15 protein-coding genes and 1 tRNA gene are annotated in these 16,738 nt (G+C 61.5%); 6 read left to right on the top strand and 10 right to left on the bottom strand.

Translation table 11 applies throughout. The annotated features are described in order from the left end of the window. Nucleotides 1-5: 5 nt before the first annotated feature. The 5 genes from SynMITS9220_RS01260 to SynMITS9220_RS01280 all read right to left on the bottom strand — a co-directional run bounded on the left by SynMITS9220_RS01260 (nucleotide 6) and on the right by SynMITS9220_RS01280 (nucleotide 5,413). Nucleotides 6-1,193, bottom strand: a complete 1,188-nt coding sequence (locus tag SynMITS9220_RS01260) for an FAD-dependent oxidoreductase (protein WP_186990217.1) — start codon at nucleotides 1,191-1,193, stop codon at nucleotides 6-8. After that, entirely contained in the window at nucleotides 1,190-2,245 is a 1,056-nt protein-coding gene (locus SynMITS9220_RS01265) for a Glu/Leu/Phe/Val dehydrogenase dimerization domain-containing protein (protein WP_186990219.1), read from the bottom strand. Before SynMITS9220_RS01265 ends, SynMITS9220_RS01260 begins: the two co-directional genes overlap by 4 nt. Further along, the gene (locus SynMITS9220_RS01270) at nucleotides 2,245-3,282 is read right to left on the bottom strand and encodes an SAM-dependent methyltransferase (protein ID WP_186990221.1); all 1,038 of its coding nucleotides are present in this window, start codon (nucleotides 3,280-3,282) and stop codon (nucleotides 2,245-2,247) included. Before SynMITS9220_RS01270 ends, SynMITS9220_RS01265 begins: the two co-directional genes overlap by 1 nt. A 77-nt stretch (nucleotides 3,283-3,359) precedes the next feature. Beyond that, a complete protein-coding gene (gene rdgB, locus SynMITS9220_RS01275) occupies nucleotides 3,360-3,947 on the bottom strand; it encodes an RdgB/HAM1 family non-canonical purine NTP pyrophosphatase (protein ID WP_186990224.1) in 588 nt (195 codons plus the stop codon). A gap of 2 nt (nucleotides 3,948-3,949) precedes the next feature. After that, the gene (locus SynMITS9220_RS01280; protein ID WP_186990226.1) at nucleotides 3,950-5,413 is read right to left on the bottom strand and encodes a phosphoglucomutase/phosphomannomutase family protein; all 1,464 of its coding nucleotides are present in this window, start codon (nucleotides 5,411-5,413) and stop codon (nucleotides 3,950-3,952) included. Nucleotides 5,414-5,466: 53 nt separating this feature from the next. Between SynMITS9220_RS01280 and SynMITS9220_RS01285 the strand changes: the two genes are divergently transcribed. Next, nucleotides 5,467-7,032, top strand: a complete 1,566-nt coding sequence (locus SynMITS9220_RS01285) for a TM0106 family RecB-like putative nuclease (protein ID WP_186990229.1) — start codon at nucleotides 5,467-5,469, stop codon at nucleotides 7,030-7,032. Here the strand turns inward: SynMITS9220_RS01285 and SynMITS9220_RS01290 are convergent. After that, nucleotides 6,933-7,787 (bottom strand): folate-binding protein YgfZ, encoded by an 855-nt coding sequence (locus SynMITS9220_RS01290; protein ID WP_186990231.1) that lies wholly within the window; start codon nucleotides 7,785-7,787, stop codon nucleotides 6,933-6,935. The genes SynMITS9220_RS01285 and SynMITS9220_RS01290 overlap by 100 nt on opposite strands. Continuing rightward, complete coding sequence (pyrE, locus tag SynMITS9220_RS01295; RefSeq protein WP_186990233.1) at nucleotides 7,787-8,368, bottom strand: orotate phosphoribosyltransferase; 582 nt, start codon at nucleotides 8,366-8,368, stop codon at nucleotides 7,787-7,789. Before pyrE ends, SynMITS9220_RS01290 begins: the two co-directional genes overlap by 1 nt. 80 nt (nucleotides 8,369-8,448) lie before the next feature. Between pyrE and SynMITS9220_RS01300 the strand changes: the two genes are divergently transcribed. From SynMITS9220_RS01300 to SynMITS9220_RS01315, 4 genes are all read left to right on the top strand, one after another. Further along, the gene (locus SynMITS9220_RS01300; RefSeq protein ID WP_186990234.1) at nucleotides 8,449-8,949 is read left to right on the top strand and encodes an occludin/ELL family protein; all 501 of its coding nucleotides are present in this window, start codon (nucleotides 8,449-8,451) and stop codon (nucleotides 8,947-8,949) included. Nucleotides 8,950-8,962: 13 nt separating this feature from the next. Continuing rightward, nucleotides 8,963-9,035, top strand: a tRNA-Ile gene (locus tag SynMITS9220_RS01305). A 13-nt stretch (nucleotides 9,036-9,048) separates the two neighbouring features. Then, nucleotides 9,049-10,362: a hemolysin family protein gene (locus SynMITS9220_RS01310; protein ID WP_186990236.1), complete on the top strand. Its 1,314-nt coding sequence runs from the start codon at nucleotides 9,049-9,051 to the stop codon at nucleotides 10,360-10,362. Between the two features lie 55 nt (nucleotides 10,363-10,417). Continuing rightward, nucleotides 10,418-11,422, top strand: a complete 1,005-nt coding sequence (locus SynMITS9220_RS01315) for a Gfo/Idh/MocA family protein (RefSeq protein WP_067093188.1) — start codon at nucleotides 10,418-10,420, stop codon at nucleotides 11,420-11,422. Between the two features lie 6 nt (nucleotides 11,423-11,428). On the opposite strand, the gene SynMITS9220_RS01320 is transcribed toward SynMITS9220_RS01315, so the two are convergent. Beyond that, nucleotides 11,429-14,617: a glycoside hydrolase family 15 protein gene (locus tag SynMITS9220_RS01320; protein WP_186990238.1), complete on the bottom strand. Its 3,189-nt coding sequence runs from the start codon at nucleotides 14,615-14,617 to the stop codon at nucleotides 11,429-11,431. 49 nt (nucleotides 14,618-14,666) lie between these two features. Here SynMITS9220_RS01320 and SynMITS9220_RS01325 point away from each other — a divergent pair, with 49 nt between their 5' ends. Then, nucleotides 14,667-15,413 carry a WecB/TagA/CpsF family glycosyltransferase gene (locus SynMITS9220_RS01325; RefSeq protein WP_186990240.1) on the top strand — a complete coding sequence of 249 codons (747 nt, stop codon included), beginning with the start codon at nucleotides 14,667-14,669 and terminating at the stop codon, nucleotides 15,411-15,413. A 5-nt stretch (nucleotides 15,414-15,418) separates the two neighbouring features. On the opposite strand, the gene SynMITS9220_RS01330 is transcribed toward SynMITS9220_RS01325, so the two are convergent. Together SynMITS9220_RS01330 and tgt are read right to left on the bottom strand one after the other, a co-directional pair. After that, the gene (locus tag SynMITS9220_RS01330; RefSeq protein WP_067093186.1) at nucleotides 15,419-15,562 is read right to left on the bottom strand and encodes a photosystem II reaction center protein K; all 144 of its coding nucleotides are present in this window, start codon (nucleotides 15,560-15,562) and stop codon (nucleotides 15,419-15,421) included. 29 nt (nucleotides 15,563-15,591) lie between these two features. Continuing rightward, the gene (gene tgt, locus SynMITS9220_RS01335; RefSeq protein WP_186991710.1) at nucleotides 15,592-16,710 is read right to left on the bottom strand and encodes a tRNA guanosine(34) transglycosylase Tgt; all 1,119 of its coding nucleotides are present in this window, start codon (nucleotides 16,708-16,710) and stop codon (nucleotides 15,592-15,594) included. Nucleotides 16,711-16,738: the final 28 nt, after the last annotated feature.

Below are 16,738 nucleotides of genomic sequence, written 5' to 3' on the forward strand. Positions count from 1 at the left end.
GGGCTTTAGGCGCTGACGGCTTCGCGCTGATGACTCCAGCAGGAAAGATCCACAGCAGGAGTTTCACCGCTGGCCAGTTGTGCCAGCGAGTCGCCGATCAGGGGCGCAAATTTGAAGGCTTGGCCTGAGCCGCCGGCAAACAGGCTCAGCTTTGGGCCTAGACGGTCCAGCACGAAATTGACGTCGCTGGCCATCGAGTAGGGACTGATCACGGTTTCGACCCGTTCCTGGACGCCTTCGACTTCGTTGAACAGGAATGTATCGAGAAGTTCGACCAGCCTTGCCGGTGGCTCGGTGGTCATGGCATTGGGTTCTGCGACACGCAGCTCCCTGGGTGCCCAGTCGATTCCCGCCTTGATGCGTGGCCGACCATCGCTGGTGTGGCTGAGCACCGGGAAGCCGTAATACAGGCCTCCGTCATCGCCGCGTTCCTTCTGGAAGCAGAACCATTGCGGATAACGATCCGCCAATGCAGGGTCCACGGTGTAATGAGCCCAGAGCATCGGCCACACCTCGAGTTTTGGCGCGAGTCCAAGCGGAGCCAGCAACAGCTGGCTCCAGATGCCACAGGCCACGACCAGCTGTCCTGCGGCGATGTGGTGGCCATCCTCGAGAGTGACGCCACCACCGTCGGCATCCAGGTTCGCCACCGGGCAGTGTTCCACCAGTTGATGGCCAGCATGACGGGCCGTGCTGATCCAGTGAGCAACAACCTTGTCGCTGCGCACTGCCCCAGCGGTGGGCTCAAACAGTCCGGTGAAATCGCTTTTCGGTTTTAGAGGAAAGCGGGTTGAAATCTGATCGGCATTCATTGCCTCATAGGGGATGCCCTGTTCGTCCATCACCCGGCGGGCCCCTGGGATCGACCCTTCGATCGTTTCCTCATCCCAGCTTTCGCCGTAAAACAGCAACCCATGGGTTTCGCGCAGCTGTTCTCCTGCGTAAATCTCTTCCTCACGCCAGAGCTTGTTGGCCTCCTGAGCCAGACGACAGAGCACGGGATCGGAATACATCTCCCGGAACATCCGGGTTTCGCCATAACTGCTGGCCTTGGCGTGCGCAAGGGTTTTGGCCTCGAGCAGCACCACGTCAGTGATGCCTCGACGAGCCAGGGATGCTGCACAGCTGAGACCAGCCATGCCGCCGCCGACAATCACCACCGAGGCCTTGGAAGGAAGAGCGGCCGAGCTCATGCCACGTCTCCGAAGCTGAGGCCGATCGGATCGGTCTCCCGTTCGGCGGTGACTTCCACAAGAGCTGCTCCAACCGAGAGGCCCTGATCGCGCTGATTGAGATAGTCAGTGGCTCTTTGGCGCACCTCGCTGCGCACGAAGGCGTAGACATCCTCCGCGCCTGCACCTTTCCAGGCGTCGGGTGAGAAGCGCTCGATCGAGTCGGCGATCACGGCACCGGCATTGACCAATGGATCCGGCAGCACACGGATGCCGCGCCGACGCAGGTCGTCGGCGAGCTGAGTGCTCTGGAAGGGAGCATTGGCTGCTGGAACAACAGATTTGACCCTCAGGCCAGAGGCGATCTCAGCATTGATCAGACCTGAGATCGAGCAGGGCAGCAGCAGATCCAGCTTCAGCTCCCACCAGGGACAGTCCTGATGCAGAGGAGTGGCACCAGGGAAGCCTGCACGTTCTGGACTGAGATCCACGGTGAACACTGTCCAGCCATGTTGAACCAACACGCGAGCCACGGTGCCGCCGACGGCGCCACAGCCATGCACCAGCGCGCGGCCGGGTTTCGCTTCAGCCAGGGTCGATTCGAGCACGGCTTCAACGGCGCCGAGGGTGCCATGAGCCGTTGCTGCGCTGGCATCCACAGGACTGCCGACGGCTGCCAGCACGTGGGGAGTGAGCTCCGTCAGGCGCTCCATATCCTCCAGGCTGGTATTGAGATCACAGCCGGTGATCATGGCTCCGTCCAGAGACTCCAGAAGCTCTGCGGTAATGCTGATCAGTTCGTCCTTCACCGCCTCCGGTTCGGCGGCGCGCGCCACGATCTTGCCGCCGGCGAAACCGGTGCCATAGAGGTCGTGCTTGTGGGTCATCAGCCCGGCAAGTCTCTGTCCGTCAGCAATGCAGGCCTCATCGCTGGGGTAATTGAGGAGACGCAGGCCACCGTTGGCCGGGCGGCGCGCATCGGTGTTCTCGGCCACCACGAACACCGACAGATGCTCGGAGACATGTTCAGCTAGCACCGAGACATCCGGCGCGGGTCGTGTTGTGGTTGTCATCAGGCCACTTTCTCCATCATTTGGTGGTGCTCCACGTAATCCAGGCTCCACTCAGAAGGGGCGTCCGCGATGCGTTGCTTAAGGCGCTTGTACACCTCATCTGCCACGGCATCTCCAGCAGTGCTGGCAAAGCTGTGTCGGCTCCAGCTGCGGATCGTGGCCATCAGTCCAGCCGCGAACGCTGCCGTATCGCCGTTCTCCTCCCAGCGGCGGCGGTAAGGGCACTTGACGTACACCGTGCGCTCATCCACCAGACGCAGGCCATTGCGGTAAGGCGCCGAGCTCTGATCTTTCAGCGGCGCCATGAACTCCTCGGGTGACTTGTAGAAGTTCAGCACCGTTCCCTTGCGGTACTGCTCTTCAGTGATCACGCCTTCGTCAGCAAGGCTCTTCCAGATCTGATGCAGCTGGTCGTGCACGTTGCGGGTTTCACCGCCGTTGTGGCCGAGGTATCGACCCTCTCCGTCGCGAGACAGGTTCACCGTCAGCAGGCGTCCACCCACTTTCAGCTCTTTGCTGCGCAATTCCAGAACGTAAGTCCAGTCTTTGAGCGCCTGCGCCGTGAAACGCTTCAGAGCATCGGCATCACCGGATGCCAGCACGTGGGTATGGGTATTCAGCGGTCCTGGCGACTCGCTCAGCCAGTGCATCGCGGTGGCGGAAAAGCCAAAGCTCACCGTGTTGGGACCCACCGATGGCTCATAGAAGCTGCGGGCGCTTACCAACACGGTGGGCTTGGGAGTGCGCGGAATCTGCAGTGCCAGATTTTCAGCAAGGGCAACGTTGTCGTTGCTGGGCAGATCATTGCCGATCAGGGTGAGGTGGGCCTGGGGCTGGTTGGCATGCAGGCGATCCAGCACCTGGTGCCACAGACCCACGGCCGTGCCGCCATCGGCAGCTCCGTAATCGATCAGGACATGGCTGTCAGCGGCAGCAAGTTGGTCAACACAAGTCAGGGCCCAGTCTGAGGCGGCTTCGATGCAAAGCAGAGCGCCTTCAGTCTGTGCGCTGTAACCGGTGGTCATGGCGATGGCCATCGACCTCGTCAGCGACAGATCACACCGTACAGGAACTGTTTGTCAGCACCTCGTCACAATCCGTGCATTGGCGGGTTTCACTGCTGAGAAAGCAGTTGGCGCAGGCGTGGTTCCAGCAAGCTGAAAGCACGACCACGGTGACCGTGGGCTTTTTTCTCCTTCAGAGACATTTCCGCGAACGTTTTTTGTGTGCCTTCAACTTCAAAAATCGGGTCGTAACCGAAGCCCTGATCACCCCTCGGTGATCGAGTAATCCAACCCTTGCACTGGCCCTCCACTTCGAGCAACACCGTGCCGTCCGGTGCCGCCATACAGAGGGCTGCACAGAAGCGGGCGGTGCGGTTGTCTTCAGATTCGAGCGCTTGCAGCAGTCGTGCGATCCGTTCTGGATCGCTGGGTGCGTAGCGGGCGGAGTGAACACCTGGAGCTCCCTCCAGAGCATCCACGCTCAGACCGGAGTCGTCTGCAAGAGCCCACTCCCCGGTCTCTGCAGCCACGGCAAGCGCTTTGATGCGGGCGTTGGCGGTGAAGGTGCTACCGGTTTCCTCGATCTCTAACCCTTCAGGCTGTGCTTTCACAATCAGTGGTAGTCCGCTGAGGAGACCTTCGAATTCCCGCACCTTGCCGGAGTTGCCGCTGGCGATCACCAGGCTTTGCGTCTGCATGCTCAAGCGCTCTCGGCAAAGCTGCGGGCCCAGGCGAGCACGGCCTCTACACGATCGCTGTCGGGTGCTTCGCAATACAACCGGAGTAGGGGTTCAGTGCCGGAGAAGCGCAGCATCAACCAGTGGCTGGGTCCAAGCCTCAGTTTCACACCGTCCGTCGTGATCACTTCCGACACGGTCTGTCCTGCGACTTCAGCCGGAGGCTGGGTTGACAGCAGATGCTCCAGGCGTCGGCGGGACTCCATATCGGCCAGGCGCAGATCAAGCCTGTCGTAATGACTCGAACCTCCGCAGCGCAGACGCAGAGCCTGCATTCGAGCTCCCAGTGGCTTGCCGCCCTGAACGAGAGCCTCCAGCACGAGCATGGCTGCGAACAGTGCATCGCGTTCAGGCAGGTGCATGCCGAAGCCAACGCCTCCCGACTCCTCCCCGCCGATCAGCACCTCACCCGCCAGCATCTCGGCTGCGATGTATTTGAAGCCCACAGGAAGCTCCAGCACCTGCCGGCCATGGTCTTCCGCCACCAGACGCATCAGGTCGGAGCCACTCACGGTTTTGACCACGGTTCCAGGCAATTGCCTTGCTCCGGCGAGGTGATCGATCAGCAGTGGCATCAGTTGCTGGGTGCTGCAGAAACAACCGTGCTCATCGACTGCTGCGATGCGGTCGCCATCACCGTCGAAGACCAGACCCACTGCTGGCTGCCCGTTTCGACTGGAAGCCTGAACCGCAGCAATCAGTTCCTGCAAGTGAGCAGCGAGCGGTTCCGGAGGACAGCCACCGAAGAGAGGATCACGCTGGCTGCGGATCTCGCAAACGAGGCCCTCGGCATCGGTTCCGAGCAAATCAGACACACAACCTGCCGCAGAGCCATGCATCGGGTCCACGATCACCCGCAGGCCCATGGCCTTCAGCCCAGAGCTGATGGCGCCCAGATTCAGCTGGGTTCGCAGCCCCTCAAGGTGTTCGCTGCGGGCGTCAAAGCGTGGCAGCTCTCCCGCAACCGGCGCGTTGATGCTGCCTGCAGCCAATCGCCGCTCCACCGCGGCAGTGAACGTGCCGTCCACGGATCCGCCGAACGGTCCTTTGATCTTTAAACCCAACCATTCGGGCGGGTTATGGCTGGCCGTGATCACAAGGGCTCCCAGTGCCCGGCGCTGCACCACGGTCCAGCTGCATGCCGGTGTGGGAACAGGAGTGCTCGTGACTAGGGGTTCCAAGCCAACCCCGCGTACGGAAGAAGCGATCGCCTCCGCAAGTTCCGGTGCCAGGAAACGTCGGTCGTAGCCGATCACCACCGTCTTGCTGTTGAGCTGATCCGGTGCTTGATGGGCGAGTTCCTGGGCCGCCGCTGCCGCCACCGGCAGCAACCGCTCCACGGTGATGTCCACCCCGAGGATTCCTCGCCATCCGTCGGTGCCGAAACGGATCGGAGCTGCGCTCAGAGGGAGGGGAGCCGACGCCATGGCATGCCTGCAGTCCATCTGGATTTAGCAGTTGGCCGCCTTAACCTCGGGCCATGGGTGACACCCCTTCTGCTGACAAGCCACTCACCGACCGACTGCTGCGCAGCTGGTCCCGCTGCCGGCGTCGGGCCTGGCTCGATCGCCATGGTGATCAGGGCAAGAGGGTTTACACCGCCCATCGCACCCTCCAGCTTGATGATCAGCAACGCAGTTTTGTTGCGTTACTGCCGCACAAGCCTGGACATGGGCTCGCTGCCTGCGAGCGGGGTGAAGTCGGTGTGGTGGGACTGCGGCTGCGTGGACGCACTGCGGAGGGATACAGCATCGAGGCGCATCCAGCTCTGCTGCAGCGCCAGCCCGGACGCAGTCGCTGGGGTGATTACATGTATCGCCCCGTCTTGGCCAGGCAGGGGCGACGACTCACCAGGGAGCATCGACTGCAGCTGGCGTTGGCAGCTCGTCTGCTCGCTCTGTTTCAGGACGCTCCTGTCAAGGACGGGCTGGCTCTGGCGGGAGCAGGCCGCTACCTCGAGAAGGAAACTGTTGCTCTCGGTGAGTCCCTGCAGCGTCAGCTGGATGAGGCACTGCGCAAACTGGCATCTGATCTGGAGCGGGCCGAGCCACCTCCGCTTGCTTCTGATCGGCGTAAGTGTTCGTTGTGCAGCTGGCGAGGTGTGTGCAACGCCGAGGCCCGCCGGGTTGGACATCTCAGTGAGGTCAGTGGTATTGGCGCCAAGCGACGGGAGATGCTCCTCGAGCTGGGGATTGATGGCCTGAAAGCACTTGCTGATGCTGATCCGCATCGTCTGGCGGAGCAGCTGCAGCGATTTGGAGAGCAACACGGAGCCGTGGCGGCTCCCCTCGTAGCTCAGGCTCGAGCCCAGCGGGATGGGCAGGCGCAGGCTTTGGCCGATTCCTTCGCCTTGCCAGAACTAAGGAATGCGCCTGGGGTACTGCTCTATGACATCGAATCAGACCCGGATGCCCGTGATGACTTTCTGCATGGATTTGTCTGTCTACCCCGGGATCCCGACGGCTGCTGGGCTCTTGATCGAGCCAGTTATCACCCTCTGTTGATGCTGCAGGAGCATGGTGAGAGGCGTTGCTGGCAACGCATCAAGCGATTTTTGAACCGTTATGAGGGCTGGCCCGTCTTGCACTACGGCGAGACGGAGTCACTGGCTTTGTGCAAGATGGCCCAACGCCAGGCCGTCAGTGATGAGGAACGACAGGCCCTGCGTTGCCGGCTGGTCGATGTGCATGCCCGCTTGCGCACTCACTGGCGACTTCCCCTCAATAGTTATGGGTTGAAGACAGTCGCCGATTGGCTTGGATTCAGCTGGAGTCAGGCTGGGGTGGATGGTGCAAGGGCGCTGCTCTGGTGGAGGCAGTGGCGTGGCACCGGACCGCAAGACCGTGGGCATGTCCAGGCTCTGCGCTGGATCTTCACCTACAACCGTGATGATGGCTTGGCTACCTGGGCGGTGGCTGCATGGATGCTCGAAGTTGACAGTCGCTCTCAGCCTCGAGCGGGCGGGTCGCAGAAGCCACTGGGTCGTGTGATGGAGACCTCGACACCACTGTCTCCCGCTTGCAGTGTTTCCGCGTCGAGCGCCTGACGCCTGACCAGGGCGAGGCCGAAACTGCTCCCTGTTGCCGTGTCTTTGGAAACGCTGGTGATAATTCCGGCACGCGAGTCATTCAGCTTGAGCTGATCGCCGCTTGTCAGGACCTTTTGAATCTCAGAGGTGCTTCGCCAGCAACGCAGCTGCTGTTTCACACCACCCCGTGACGCCAGCTTGGCCACGGTTTCCTGTCCGAGATAACAGCCTTTGTTCAGCTCGACCCAATCGGACAAACCCAGTTCAAAGGGATTGGTGTCGCCAGTGAGCTCCTGATCTCCCAGCGGCCAGCCCTGCTTGTTCCGCCAGCATTCCAGTTCTGTGGCGTTGCAGGCTCTGAGTTCTGCCCAGGAGGTCGGTGGCTCGCTGGCTTCACTCAGCCAGATCACCTGGGTGAAGTCGGGCGCCTTTCCAGCTTCAAGGCGTTGCATCCGGCGCTGCTGGCGCTGCTCTCCCAGCCGCACTTGGTCTGCGGGAAAGATCACCCGATCAAACCCGCCAGCGACGCTGCTGCTGTCTCCGTTGAGCACGAGCACATCGGCGCCAGCCGAATCCAGGCGAATTTCAAGCAGGGCCTGCACGCGGCCTGTGGCATTGAGCCAACAGGCCTGGATCAGATCGCCGTGGGTGGAGCCATCCACCCTGGCGCTGGTCTGGCCATGCAGAAAGCTGCTGCATCCTTGGCCCTCAAGACGGATGAGGGGGAATCGCGCATCCCAGATCAATGCTGTTGCGTCCTGATCCCTGCTCATCACTGTTCAAGCTCCTTGGCTCTGGCAGCCACCTCGCTCAGTCGAAACAAGCTGACCAGCTCCAAGCCCGCTTGATCCATGGTCTCCTGACCACCTTCTTCACGATCCACGATGGTGACCACGCGCCGAACGGAATATCCGGCTTCTTTCAGCTGGTTAACAGCCTGGATCGAGGACCCACCGGTCGTGACGACGTCCTCCAGCACCGTCACGAGGGCACCTGATGTAGGCAATGGGCCTTCCAGCCAGGCACCAGTGCCATGGCCTTTGGCCTGTTTGCGCACAATCAGTGCATTCAGATCACGGCCCTCCTGCGCCGCTGCCATGGCCACCCCGCTCACCAGGGGATCGGCCCCAAGCGTGAGCCCTCCAACGGCCGCAGCATCGTTGTCCACCAGGGCCAGCATGGCGGGACTGAGCAGCGCCAGGCCGCTGCCACTGAGGGCCACCGGTTTGCAATTCACATAGTGTTCGCTGCTGCGACCCGATGCGAGGGTGAACTGCCCGTGCCGATAAGCCTCCCGGGCCAGTCGGTCCAGCAGGGCCTGGCGATCCATGGATGGGTCGGAATTGACGGGCATGGGGCTGGTGCTTCGCGGATCCTCTGCCTAGTTTGCGCTCAGTGGTGCCTCCTCCCTTGGACAGGCTTCGATTCAGAACTTTGCTTCTGCTTCTGTCACTGAGTTCGTTTCAGGCAGCTGCAGTGGCTCGACCGGTGGTCTGCTCCACCACATTGGAGGCTCCTTCGACTGCGATCTCTGCAGGAGATGTGACTCCATCTCCGGTTGAGGTCACCCGTTGCGGGCCGGTGCAGAGCACTTCAGCCTTGATGGAAGAGCGCTTCTACAGCTGGACAGCTCCTTATGCCAGCGGTGTGGATCTCCTGCACCAGGTCACGGACCTGCTGGGTATTGCAGTTGCCGGGCCTCAGGGCAACCGCTTCATGGGATTCGGTTTCCCTGATCAGACGATTATTTGGGACGGGACTGCTATCGAGAACACCTACACGATGCTGCTTGAGGATCAGAGTGATCCGATTCCCTGGCGCACGGTTGATATTCCCAATGGCTTCAGTGGCAGCCTTGCCGAAGACATTGGCAGCCCATCCCCTGATCTCATTCAGGACGAGGATGCCTTTCAGCCGGTGCGTGCCCTGTGGTAAATCCACGGATCAGGGGGGTCTAGCAATCTGGTGAATGCAGCGAACTCATAATTCGCCTAAGGCGGGTTCGATCCCCGCGACCCCCATCGTTTGGTTCCAATGCGCACCCTGCTGCTGATCGCGCTGCTGGTTCTTCCGGCTCTGTTTTCAGCTGCTGAGGTGGCTCTCCTGCGGCTCAGGCCAAGTCAGGTGCAGGCTCTCAGCGAGGAGGGCCGCCCTGGTGCCCAGTCGGTGCAGCGACTGCAGCGGCATCTGCGCATTGCTCTGCTGATGACACAGTTCGGGGCTTGCCTGTCGCTGGTAGCCCTGGGCTGGATCGGTCGTGGATTCGGTCAGCGCTGGTGGCCCCTGGAGGTTCCTGCTGGACGCTGGTGGGATCTCGCCTGGTTTTTGCTGCTGGTCGTGCTGGCCACCCTGGTTGCCGGCTTGCTTCCACGGGCCTGGGTGCTCAGCCGTCCCGAGTTCGCTGCCTTGCAGCTTGGACCTGTGCTCGAGGGCGCGATCCGGGTGCTGAGTCCACTGTTGTCGGCACTCGACAGCCTGGCTTCGCTGTTGCTGCGATTCGTAGGGCTCACCCAGCGCTGGGATGCACCAGTTCCTGCCCTCACGGCCGGCGAGCTGGAAACCCTGATCGAGAGTGGCGCGGTGACCGGTCTCAAACCCGACGAACGCAACATCCTCGAGGGTGTGTTCGCTCTGCACGACACTCAAGTCCGTGAGGTGATGGTGCCGCGATCCGGCATGGTCACCCTCCCCGTTGAGGTGCGTTTCGCGGAGCTAATGGAGGCGGTGCATCGCACCCGCCATGCGCGCTTTCCCGTGATCGGTCAGTCATTGGATGATGTGCGGGGAGTTCTTGATCTGCGCCGTCTTGCCGAGCCGATCGCTCGAGGTGAGCTGCGCGAAGACTCCTGGCTTGAGCCCTACCTGATGCCTGCGCAGACGGTGCCGGAAACCAGCAACCTTGCTGATCTGCTGGCCATCATCCGCTCGGGTAACCCGTTGCTGCTGGTGGTTGATGAACATGGCGGAACGGAGGGCCTGGTGACCGCAGCAGACCTCACCGGAGAAATTGTTGGCGATGAACCTGACGATGAAACCGATGAACCAGACCTGATGCCGATGGAGGGCCAGCCGGGAACCTGGCTTGTTGCAGGAGATCTGGAGATTGTTGAGCTGAATCGCCAGCTGCAGCTGGATCTCCCGGAAGCCAGTGACCATCACACCTTGGCCGGCTTCCTGCTGGAACGGCTCCAGCACATCCCTTCACCGGGCGAAGCATTGCGCCATCACAACATCCAGTTCGAGATTGTTGCCATGGCTGGTCCCCGCATTGTGAGGGTGCTTTTGGTCCTCATTGAGGAGCCAGATTCGCTGATCGACCCCGACAATCCTGACCAGGGATTGATGTAATTCACTCCCTATTGCACTGATCACCGATAATCAGCCGGTTCGTGCAGTCCCACTGATGACCGACGCCATGGTTCCGGTGAAGGTCGGCGTGATCGGGATCGGCAACATGGGTTGGCATCACGCGCGCGTGCTCAGCCTGCTCAAGGACGCGGATCTGGTTGGTGTTGCCGACCCTGACGCTCAACGTGGGGCTCTGGCCACCGAGCAGTTTGGATGTCGCTGGTTTTCTGATTACCGCACCATGCTCGAGGAGGTTGAGGCGGTCTGCATCGCGGTGCCGACCCTCCTGCATCACTCCGTTGGTCTGGCTTGCCTGGAGGCTGGCTCTCACGTGCTGATCGAGAAGCCGATCGCCGCCAGCCAGGAGGAAGCCGCTGCTCTGATTGATGCTGCCAGCCGAGTGGGCCGCTTGCTTCAGGTGGGCCATATCGAACGCTTCAATCCCGCGTTCCGTGAGCTCACCAAGGTGGTGGCCAACGAAGAGGTGGTGGTGCTCGAAGCCCGTCGTCACAGCCCCCATGCCGATCGGGCCAACGATGTGTCCGTGGTGCTTGATTTGATGATCCACGATCTGGATCTGGTGCTCGAACTGGCCAGCTCCTCGGTGGTGCAACTGGCGGCGGCGGGTGGTCGCAGCTCGGAGGGCCCGATCGATTACGTCAACGCCACGCTCGGGTTTGAAAACGGCGTGGTGGCCAGTCTCACGGCCAGCAAGATGAGTCATCGCAAGATCCGAACGCTTAGTGCGCATTGCCGGGCCAGCCTCGTTGAAACCGACTTCCTCAATCACAACCTGCACATCCACCGCCGGGCCCACGAGTGGTATTCCGCGGATCACGGAGAGCTGCTCTACCGCAACGACGGCTTCATTGAGGAGGTGAGCACCACCTCGATTGAGCCTCTGTATGCCGAGCTCGAACACTTTCTGCAATGTGTTCGCGGACGAGAGACTCCGGCAGTCGATGGTCAGCAGGCTTCGAGAGCCCTGCGTTTGGCTGATCTGATTGAACAGGCTGTGGAGCAGCCCGGCGTTGGTGTTGCGATCGAGACCCCCATCTGATTGGGATCAGTGCAGTCTTTCCTGATCCGCGAGTTCCCTCAGGGCTTCGATCTGCCACTGCCGGCATTCGGCCGGAGATGACCGGTAGAACTGATCCCAGGCAGCGGCTTTGTGCTGGGAATAGTCCACGGTGTTCTGCTCGGGATGACGATTCCTCCAGCCCACTCTCACGGCGTGGCCGATGACCACATCAAGGGCGATGTCGTCGTCGAAGCGCATGTCGGGATTGGCGGTTGAAAAGGCCATCAGCGAGAGCAGGCTTTCCGTGCAGAGCTGCCGGTATTCCGGAGCTCCAATGCGACTGAGCAGATGCTCCACCTGAATGGCGAAGTTGCGTTCGCCCGGGGTTTTCTCGCGAACCAGCGCGCTGGTCAGACGGTTGCGGCGCTCCAGTTTGTCGCCGATCACCAACCCACGGCAGTGGTGCAGCAGTGACCAGATCCCTGCATAAAACTCTTTGGGCACCTGTTGCAGTGAGCCCAGGCGGATCCGGTGTTGCAGCCAGTCGCTACCGCTGGGGCTTTCATCCAGGGGTTCGGGGATGTTCCATTGCACCTTGCCGCTCAGGTGCAACAGTTCCCGACGTTGCAGCGCGGCTCTGGCATGGTCAACGTCGGCCAGCACCGTGCGTAGGCGCAGGCTGATGCGGTGAGGAGGTTCATCGCACAGGGCTTCGAAGGCTTCGTCCTGACTGCTTTGCTGCTCGGCGGCCAGCTCTGATGTCAGCAGCAGCAGCAACTGCCCGAGCTGGAAGGTCAGAGAGCCTCGGATCATGCTCGGTTCGCGCCTGGCAATCCCGTCCAGTGCAAGCAACAACTCCTGCTGGAGCATCCGTTCGCGTCCGTCACTGCCGCAGGTGCGGTCGATCAGTGCTGCGATCGACTGGCTGGAGACAGGACTGGTCAGCCGGGAGTCGCTGCTGTAGTTGCGGCCGATCACGACCTGTTTCTGGCGGCTCAGCAGGTCCGTGAGTGCGTCTTCCAGTTGAGGATGAACCAGACCCATGGCCCCGGCGCAGCGTCTGGCCACGTTCCAGTCCTCCTGGCTGAGGCCGCGGCGATAGATCTCCTGCAGCAGGGTGGACAGCTCAACTGGAGTTCCCTTGGGTCCGCTGAGGATGGCTTGCTGACCGAGTCGTTGCGTCAACAGCTCCAGGACTTCCGCTTGTTCCCTTAGAGAATGGCTGCTCCACAGCCTCTGGCGTAGCTCTTCCAGGGGAATGTCATCTAGTTCCTGCTCCTGGGCCGCTGTCAGGTCACTCAGGTCTGTGGAGGCCTGCAGCAGTTCAGCTGCCTGTTCTGCCTTGTGAGGCTCGTTCGTGTTCTCTCTCTCATCTGGCAGTGTTAACCACTGGGCTTTGCTGGCCAGGGTCTCAAGATCAGCGAAATCCACAGCAACGTCTTCGACGCTGCCGCTCTGCAGGCGTTGGGTGAGTTCCAGCAGAAGCGTTTGGTGTCTTTCCAGCAGAGCAGCTTGCACGGGGATCAGCAGCAGGGGTGCTCCCTGGCCCTGCCAATGCCGTTGGAGTAGATGCAGCTCGTTGACGATGCTTTCGATCAGCTGTCGTGGGTCATGGCTGAGAAAGAACGTGCCCTCCTCCAGTACTGCCGGCAGAAAAGCCAGTTGTTGTTCGCCTTGGCGATAGAGGCGAGCCGTCACCGCTGTTTCCGGTCGCAGTGGTGGGTGACCGCTGAGCCCCAGGGCGTCGTCGGCGCCAACGTTGCCTAACCGTTCTCGTAGGGCCTCAGATGGCAGCACTGGTAGGTCAGCGGCTTCTGGATCGCTGACCGGTAACCCGAGCTTCTGCAGTTGTCGCGCGACGGCATCAGTTGCAGGAACCAGCGACACCAACACTGTGTCGGCTCCCAGCGTGGCGGGTAGTCGCCGTCCGCAGGGGTCAAGATCCTCCGCCTTGATCAGTCCATCCAGCAGCATCTCTCCAATCCAGGCAAGGCTCTGGGTCCAGAGCAGCGGCACGTTCTCGTTGGCAATGCGGCGCTGACTACCGGGTGCCCGCCGTTCCAGCTCCAGCTGTTCGGCGGGCACGAGGTAGAGCTCTGGGAACAGTCGTTCTCCATCGCGTTCCACCTGTAGTGCCTGCAGACGTTCACGCCAGAGGTTGGCCTCGTCCCAGCGCTGCTCGAAGCAGGCGGTGACCAATTCGTAGGCGAGAAACAGTGGCCATTCCGATTCGATTCCTTCAAAGGTGGCCAGTTCTTCACGTTCGTAGTGCAGCCGGGTGATGTCTTCCACCACCGTTTGATGACCATCCCTGCGAAAGCGTTTGTAGCCGTAGGGACCTCCCAGTTCGCGCCTGATCCGTCTGTTGGTGCGCTCCACCAGCGCCCGGTCTTCCACCGCCCAGGCGGGGTAGCCGATCACCGAGAGGCAGGCGCTGTCGACCTCTTTGCTGGCTGATTCACGCGGCAGCAGCCCCGTCAGGGCTCGTCTCAGACGCACCACAGCACCGTGGGGAATCAGCACCTGCATGCTTCCGTCTCCGTGGGACGCGCAGAGGTCAACCCCGTCCAGTGCCTCCAGTGCGGCTTTGGCCATGCCGATCGAACTGGCATTCCGTTCCGGCAGGCCGTGATTGCCCTTGTCGCCCCGCTCCCAGATCCCGTAATCGGCAACGCGGTAGGCCCTGGCCACGTAGTACACCAGGTTCTGGATGAAGGATGCTTCGTGGTGGTTATGGATCACAGCCAGACCACTGGAGCTCAGCTGGGCCAGCTGCAGCAGGAACAGTGATGTGGCATCCAGCTGCAGATGCCCCCATCCATCATCAGGAACGACCGGGGATCCACTGGCACTGTCGTATTTCGCATGCAGAGCATCCAGTGGATCGAGGCTGCTTTTGAAGCGCTCCACTTTTGCGGCCTGACGCATCATGGCGTTCAGTAATCCGCGCATCAGGTCGATGACGCGCTGTTCGAGCTCCCAGCAACGTTGACAGCTGCCTTGTTGGCGCCGGTGGGCGATCGCCAGCCCCCAGACGCACTGAATCGAATAAATGCAGTCGCGAACCCAGGCATCACCGTAATTGCCATGCACGGTGTGGGCCGTACTGGCAGGCAGCAGCCCACTGATCGGGTTCTGTCGCTGCAGCACCACCCGTTCGATGGAGCGGTCGAGCTGTGTCAGTCGTTGCGCCCGCAGCTGATCCTCTTCACGGGTCGGGTTCGACAGAACCATGGTGGCTAACGCGACCGGATCTAGATTCTCTCGTGCAGCGGACACGCGGATGGAAGTACTGACAACGGGTCCGCGCGATCAACGTCGTTGCCACGTTCTCGATATTCCCGTTGATGCCTGCAGGGATGTCACCGCCGCAGCCATCGGCCTGCATGCGGAGGGTGGTGGTCAGATCGTCACGCTGAATGCAGAGATGACGATGCTTGCCCGCCGCAACATCGACCTGGGTGCTGTCATCCGCGCCGCGGATCTTGTGGTTCCTGATGGGGCAGGGGTGGTCTGGGCTCTCGCTCGCCAGGGCGTCAGGGTGAAACGCAGTCCAGGAATCGAGCTGGCCTGGTCGTTGCTCAATTACGCCGAAGCCCATGGGTGGCGCGTCGCACTGGTCGGAGCGTCGCCTGAAGTGATGGACAGGCTGTGTGACCGCCTTGCTCAACAGAGTCCTGAACTGCAGCTTGTCTTCGCAGAACACGGATATCAGGACGCCAGTGCCTGGCCGGAGCTTGAAACAAGGTTGCGGCGACTCAGCCCTGATCTGGTGCTTGTGGCACTAGGGGTGCCACTGCAGGAGATCTGGATTCAGAGAATGCGCGACCAGCTGCCCGGTCTTTGGATGGGCGTCGGCGGCAGCTTTGATGTCTGGTCAGGTTTGAAGCAACGTGCCCCAGGTTGGACCAGCCGTTTGCAACTGGAATGGCTTTACAGACTGTTGCAAGACCCAAGCCGCTGGAGGCGCTACCTCGCACTGCCTCACTTCGCCTGGTCGGTGCTGTGTCGCGGAAAGCGACAGCGCTGAACGCTTCAGCGGAAACCGACGGAGGCCTGCCAGACGAAGGCCAGCAACAGGAAAAACAGAGGAATGATCGGGAGGATGTCGACCAGCGGACCGAAAGCCTGATAGGCCTCTGGAAGTTGGGCCAGCAGATCAAGTGAGAAAGCAGCCATCCCGGCGGAAAACGGTCAGTGAGCGGACGCTACCACGTGTGATGAGCCGGGGAGTCCTCTTCCCAGGGAGCGAAATCCTCTGAAAAACAGCCGTCCTTGATCGCCTGCCCCATGGCGGTGGTGAAGCGGATCAGATGCGTGAGGTTGTGCAGGCTGAGCAGGGTTAGCCCCAGCAGCTCATCACTGCGGATCAGGTGGTGCAGATAGGAGCGGCTGTGTTGACGGCAGGCCTGGCAGGGGCAGCTTGGATCCAGCGGTGTGTGGTCGTGGCGGAAACGGGCGTTGCGCAGATTCCAGCGTTCCCCACCCACCAGGGCTGTGCCGTGCCGGCCAAGCCGTGTCGGCAAGACGCAGTCGAACAGATCGATCCCGTTGGCGACGGCAACGCTCATTTCCCTCAGAGTTCCGATCCCCATCAGATAGCGAGGGCGATCATTCGGCAGCAGGGGAGTGACCTGGCGCACGATCCGATGCATGTCGTCCACCGGCTCGCCCACGCTGACTCCGCCGATGGCAATTCCCGGCAGATCGAAGCCGGCAACCGTCCTGGCGCTGGCGTCACGCAGGTGTGGGAAACATCCTCCCTGCACAATGCCGAACAGGGCCTGATCGGACTTCTGATGGGCGCTTACGCAGCGCTCCAGCCAGGCATGGGTTCGACGACTGGCCTCCTCCACATCGTTCTCAGTTGCTGGATAAGGGGGGCATTGATCGAAGGCCATGGCCACGTCCGCCCCGAGTGCCATCTGGATCTCCATCGATCGCTCCGGGGTGAGCAGGATGCGGCTGCCGTTGCGTGGATTGCGGAAATCCACGCCGTGGTCATCGATGCGATTGAGATCGCCAAGACTGAAGACCTGAAATCCACCGGAATCGGTGAGCATCGGTCCGTTCCAGCCCATGAACCGATGCAGCCCACCCGCGGCCTCCACCACCGCTTCGCCCGGTTGCAGATGCAGGTGGTAGGTGTTTGACAGCACCATCTGGGCACCGGTGGTTGCCAGCTGGTCCGTGCTGACCCCCTTCACGGTGGCCAGGGTCCCCACCGGCATGAACCGCGGCGTATCGACGACTCCATGCGGGGTTGAGAAGGTTGCACAGCGCGCTTCCGTGCGCGAACAGTGAGCGCTGATCTTGAAGTCGAACACGCGCACCTCCGCCCGACCTCTGACCCTA

The sequence above is a fragment of the Synechococcus sp. MIT S9220 genome, from assembly GCF_014304815.1.
Classification (GTDB): domain Bacteria; phylum Cyanobacteriota; class Cyanobacteriia; order PCC-6307; family Cyanobiaceae; genus Synechococcus_C.

Bases quoted from the DNA above. Each gene is read 5' to 3' on its own strand.
- SynMITS9220_RS01260 (WP_186990217.1), bottom strand. From the start codon at position 1,193: ATGAGCTCGGCCGCTCTTCCTTCCAAGGCCTCGGTGGTGATTGTCGGC.
- SynMITS9220_RS01265 (WP_186990219.1), bottom strand. From the start codon at position 2,245: ATGACAACCACAACACGACCCGCGCCGGATGTCTCGGTGCTAGCTGAA.
- SynMITS9220_RS01270 (WP_186990221.1), bottom strand. From the start codon at position 3,282: ATGGCCATCGCCATGACCACCGGTTACAGCGCACAGACTGAAGGCGCT.
- rdgB (WP_186990224.1), bottom strand. From the start codon at position 3,947: ATGCAGACGCAAAGCCTGGTGATCGCCAGCGGCAACTCCGGCAAGGTG.
- SynMITS9220_RS01280 (WP_186990226.1), bottom strand. From the start codon at position 5,413: ATGGCGTCGGCTCCCCTCCCTCTGAGCGCAGCTCCGATCCGTTTCGGC.
- SynMITS9220_RS01285 (WP_186990229.1), top strand. From the start codon at position 5,467: ATGGGTGACACCCCTTCTGCTGACAAGCCACTCACCGACCGACTGCTG.
- SynMITS9220_RS01290 (WP_186990231.1), bottom strand. From the start codon at position 7,787: ATGAGCAGGGATCAGGACGCAACAGCATTGATCTGGGATGCGCGATTC.
- pyrE (WP_186990233.1), bottom strand. From the start codon at position 8,368: ATGCCCGTCAATTCCGACCCATCCATGGATCGCCAGGCCCTGCTGGAC.
- SynMITS9220_RS01310 (WP_186990236.1), top strand. From the start codon at position 9,049: ATGCGCACCCTGCTGCTGATCGCGCTGCTGGTTCTTCCGGCTCTGTTT.
- SynMITS9220_RS01315 (WP_067093188.1), top strand. From the start codon at position 10,418: ATGACCGACGCCATGGTTCCGGTGAAGGTCGGCGTGATCGGGATCGGC.
- SynMITS9220_RS01320 (WP_186990238.1), bottom strand. From the start codon at position 14,617: ATGGTTCTGTCGAACCCGACCCGTGAAGAGGATCAGCTGCGGGCGCAA.
- SynMITS9220_RS01325 (WP_186990240.1), top strand. From the start codon at position 14,667: ATGGAAGTACTGACAACGGGTCCGCGCGATCAACGTCGTTGCCACGTT.
- SynMITS9220_RS01330 (WP_067093186.1), bottom strand. From the start codon at position 15,562: ATGGCTGCTTTCTCACTTGATCTGCTGGCCCAACTTCCAGAGGCCTAT.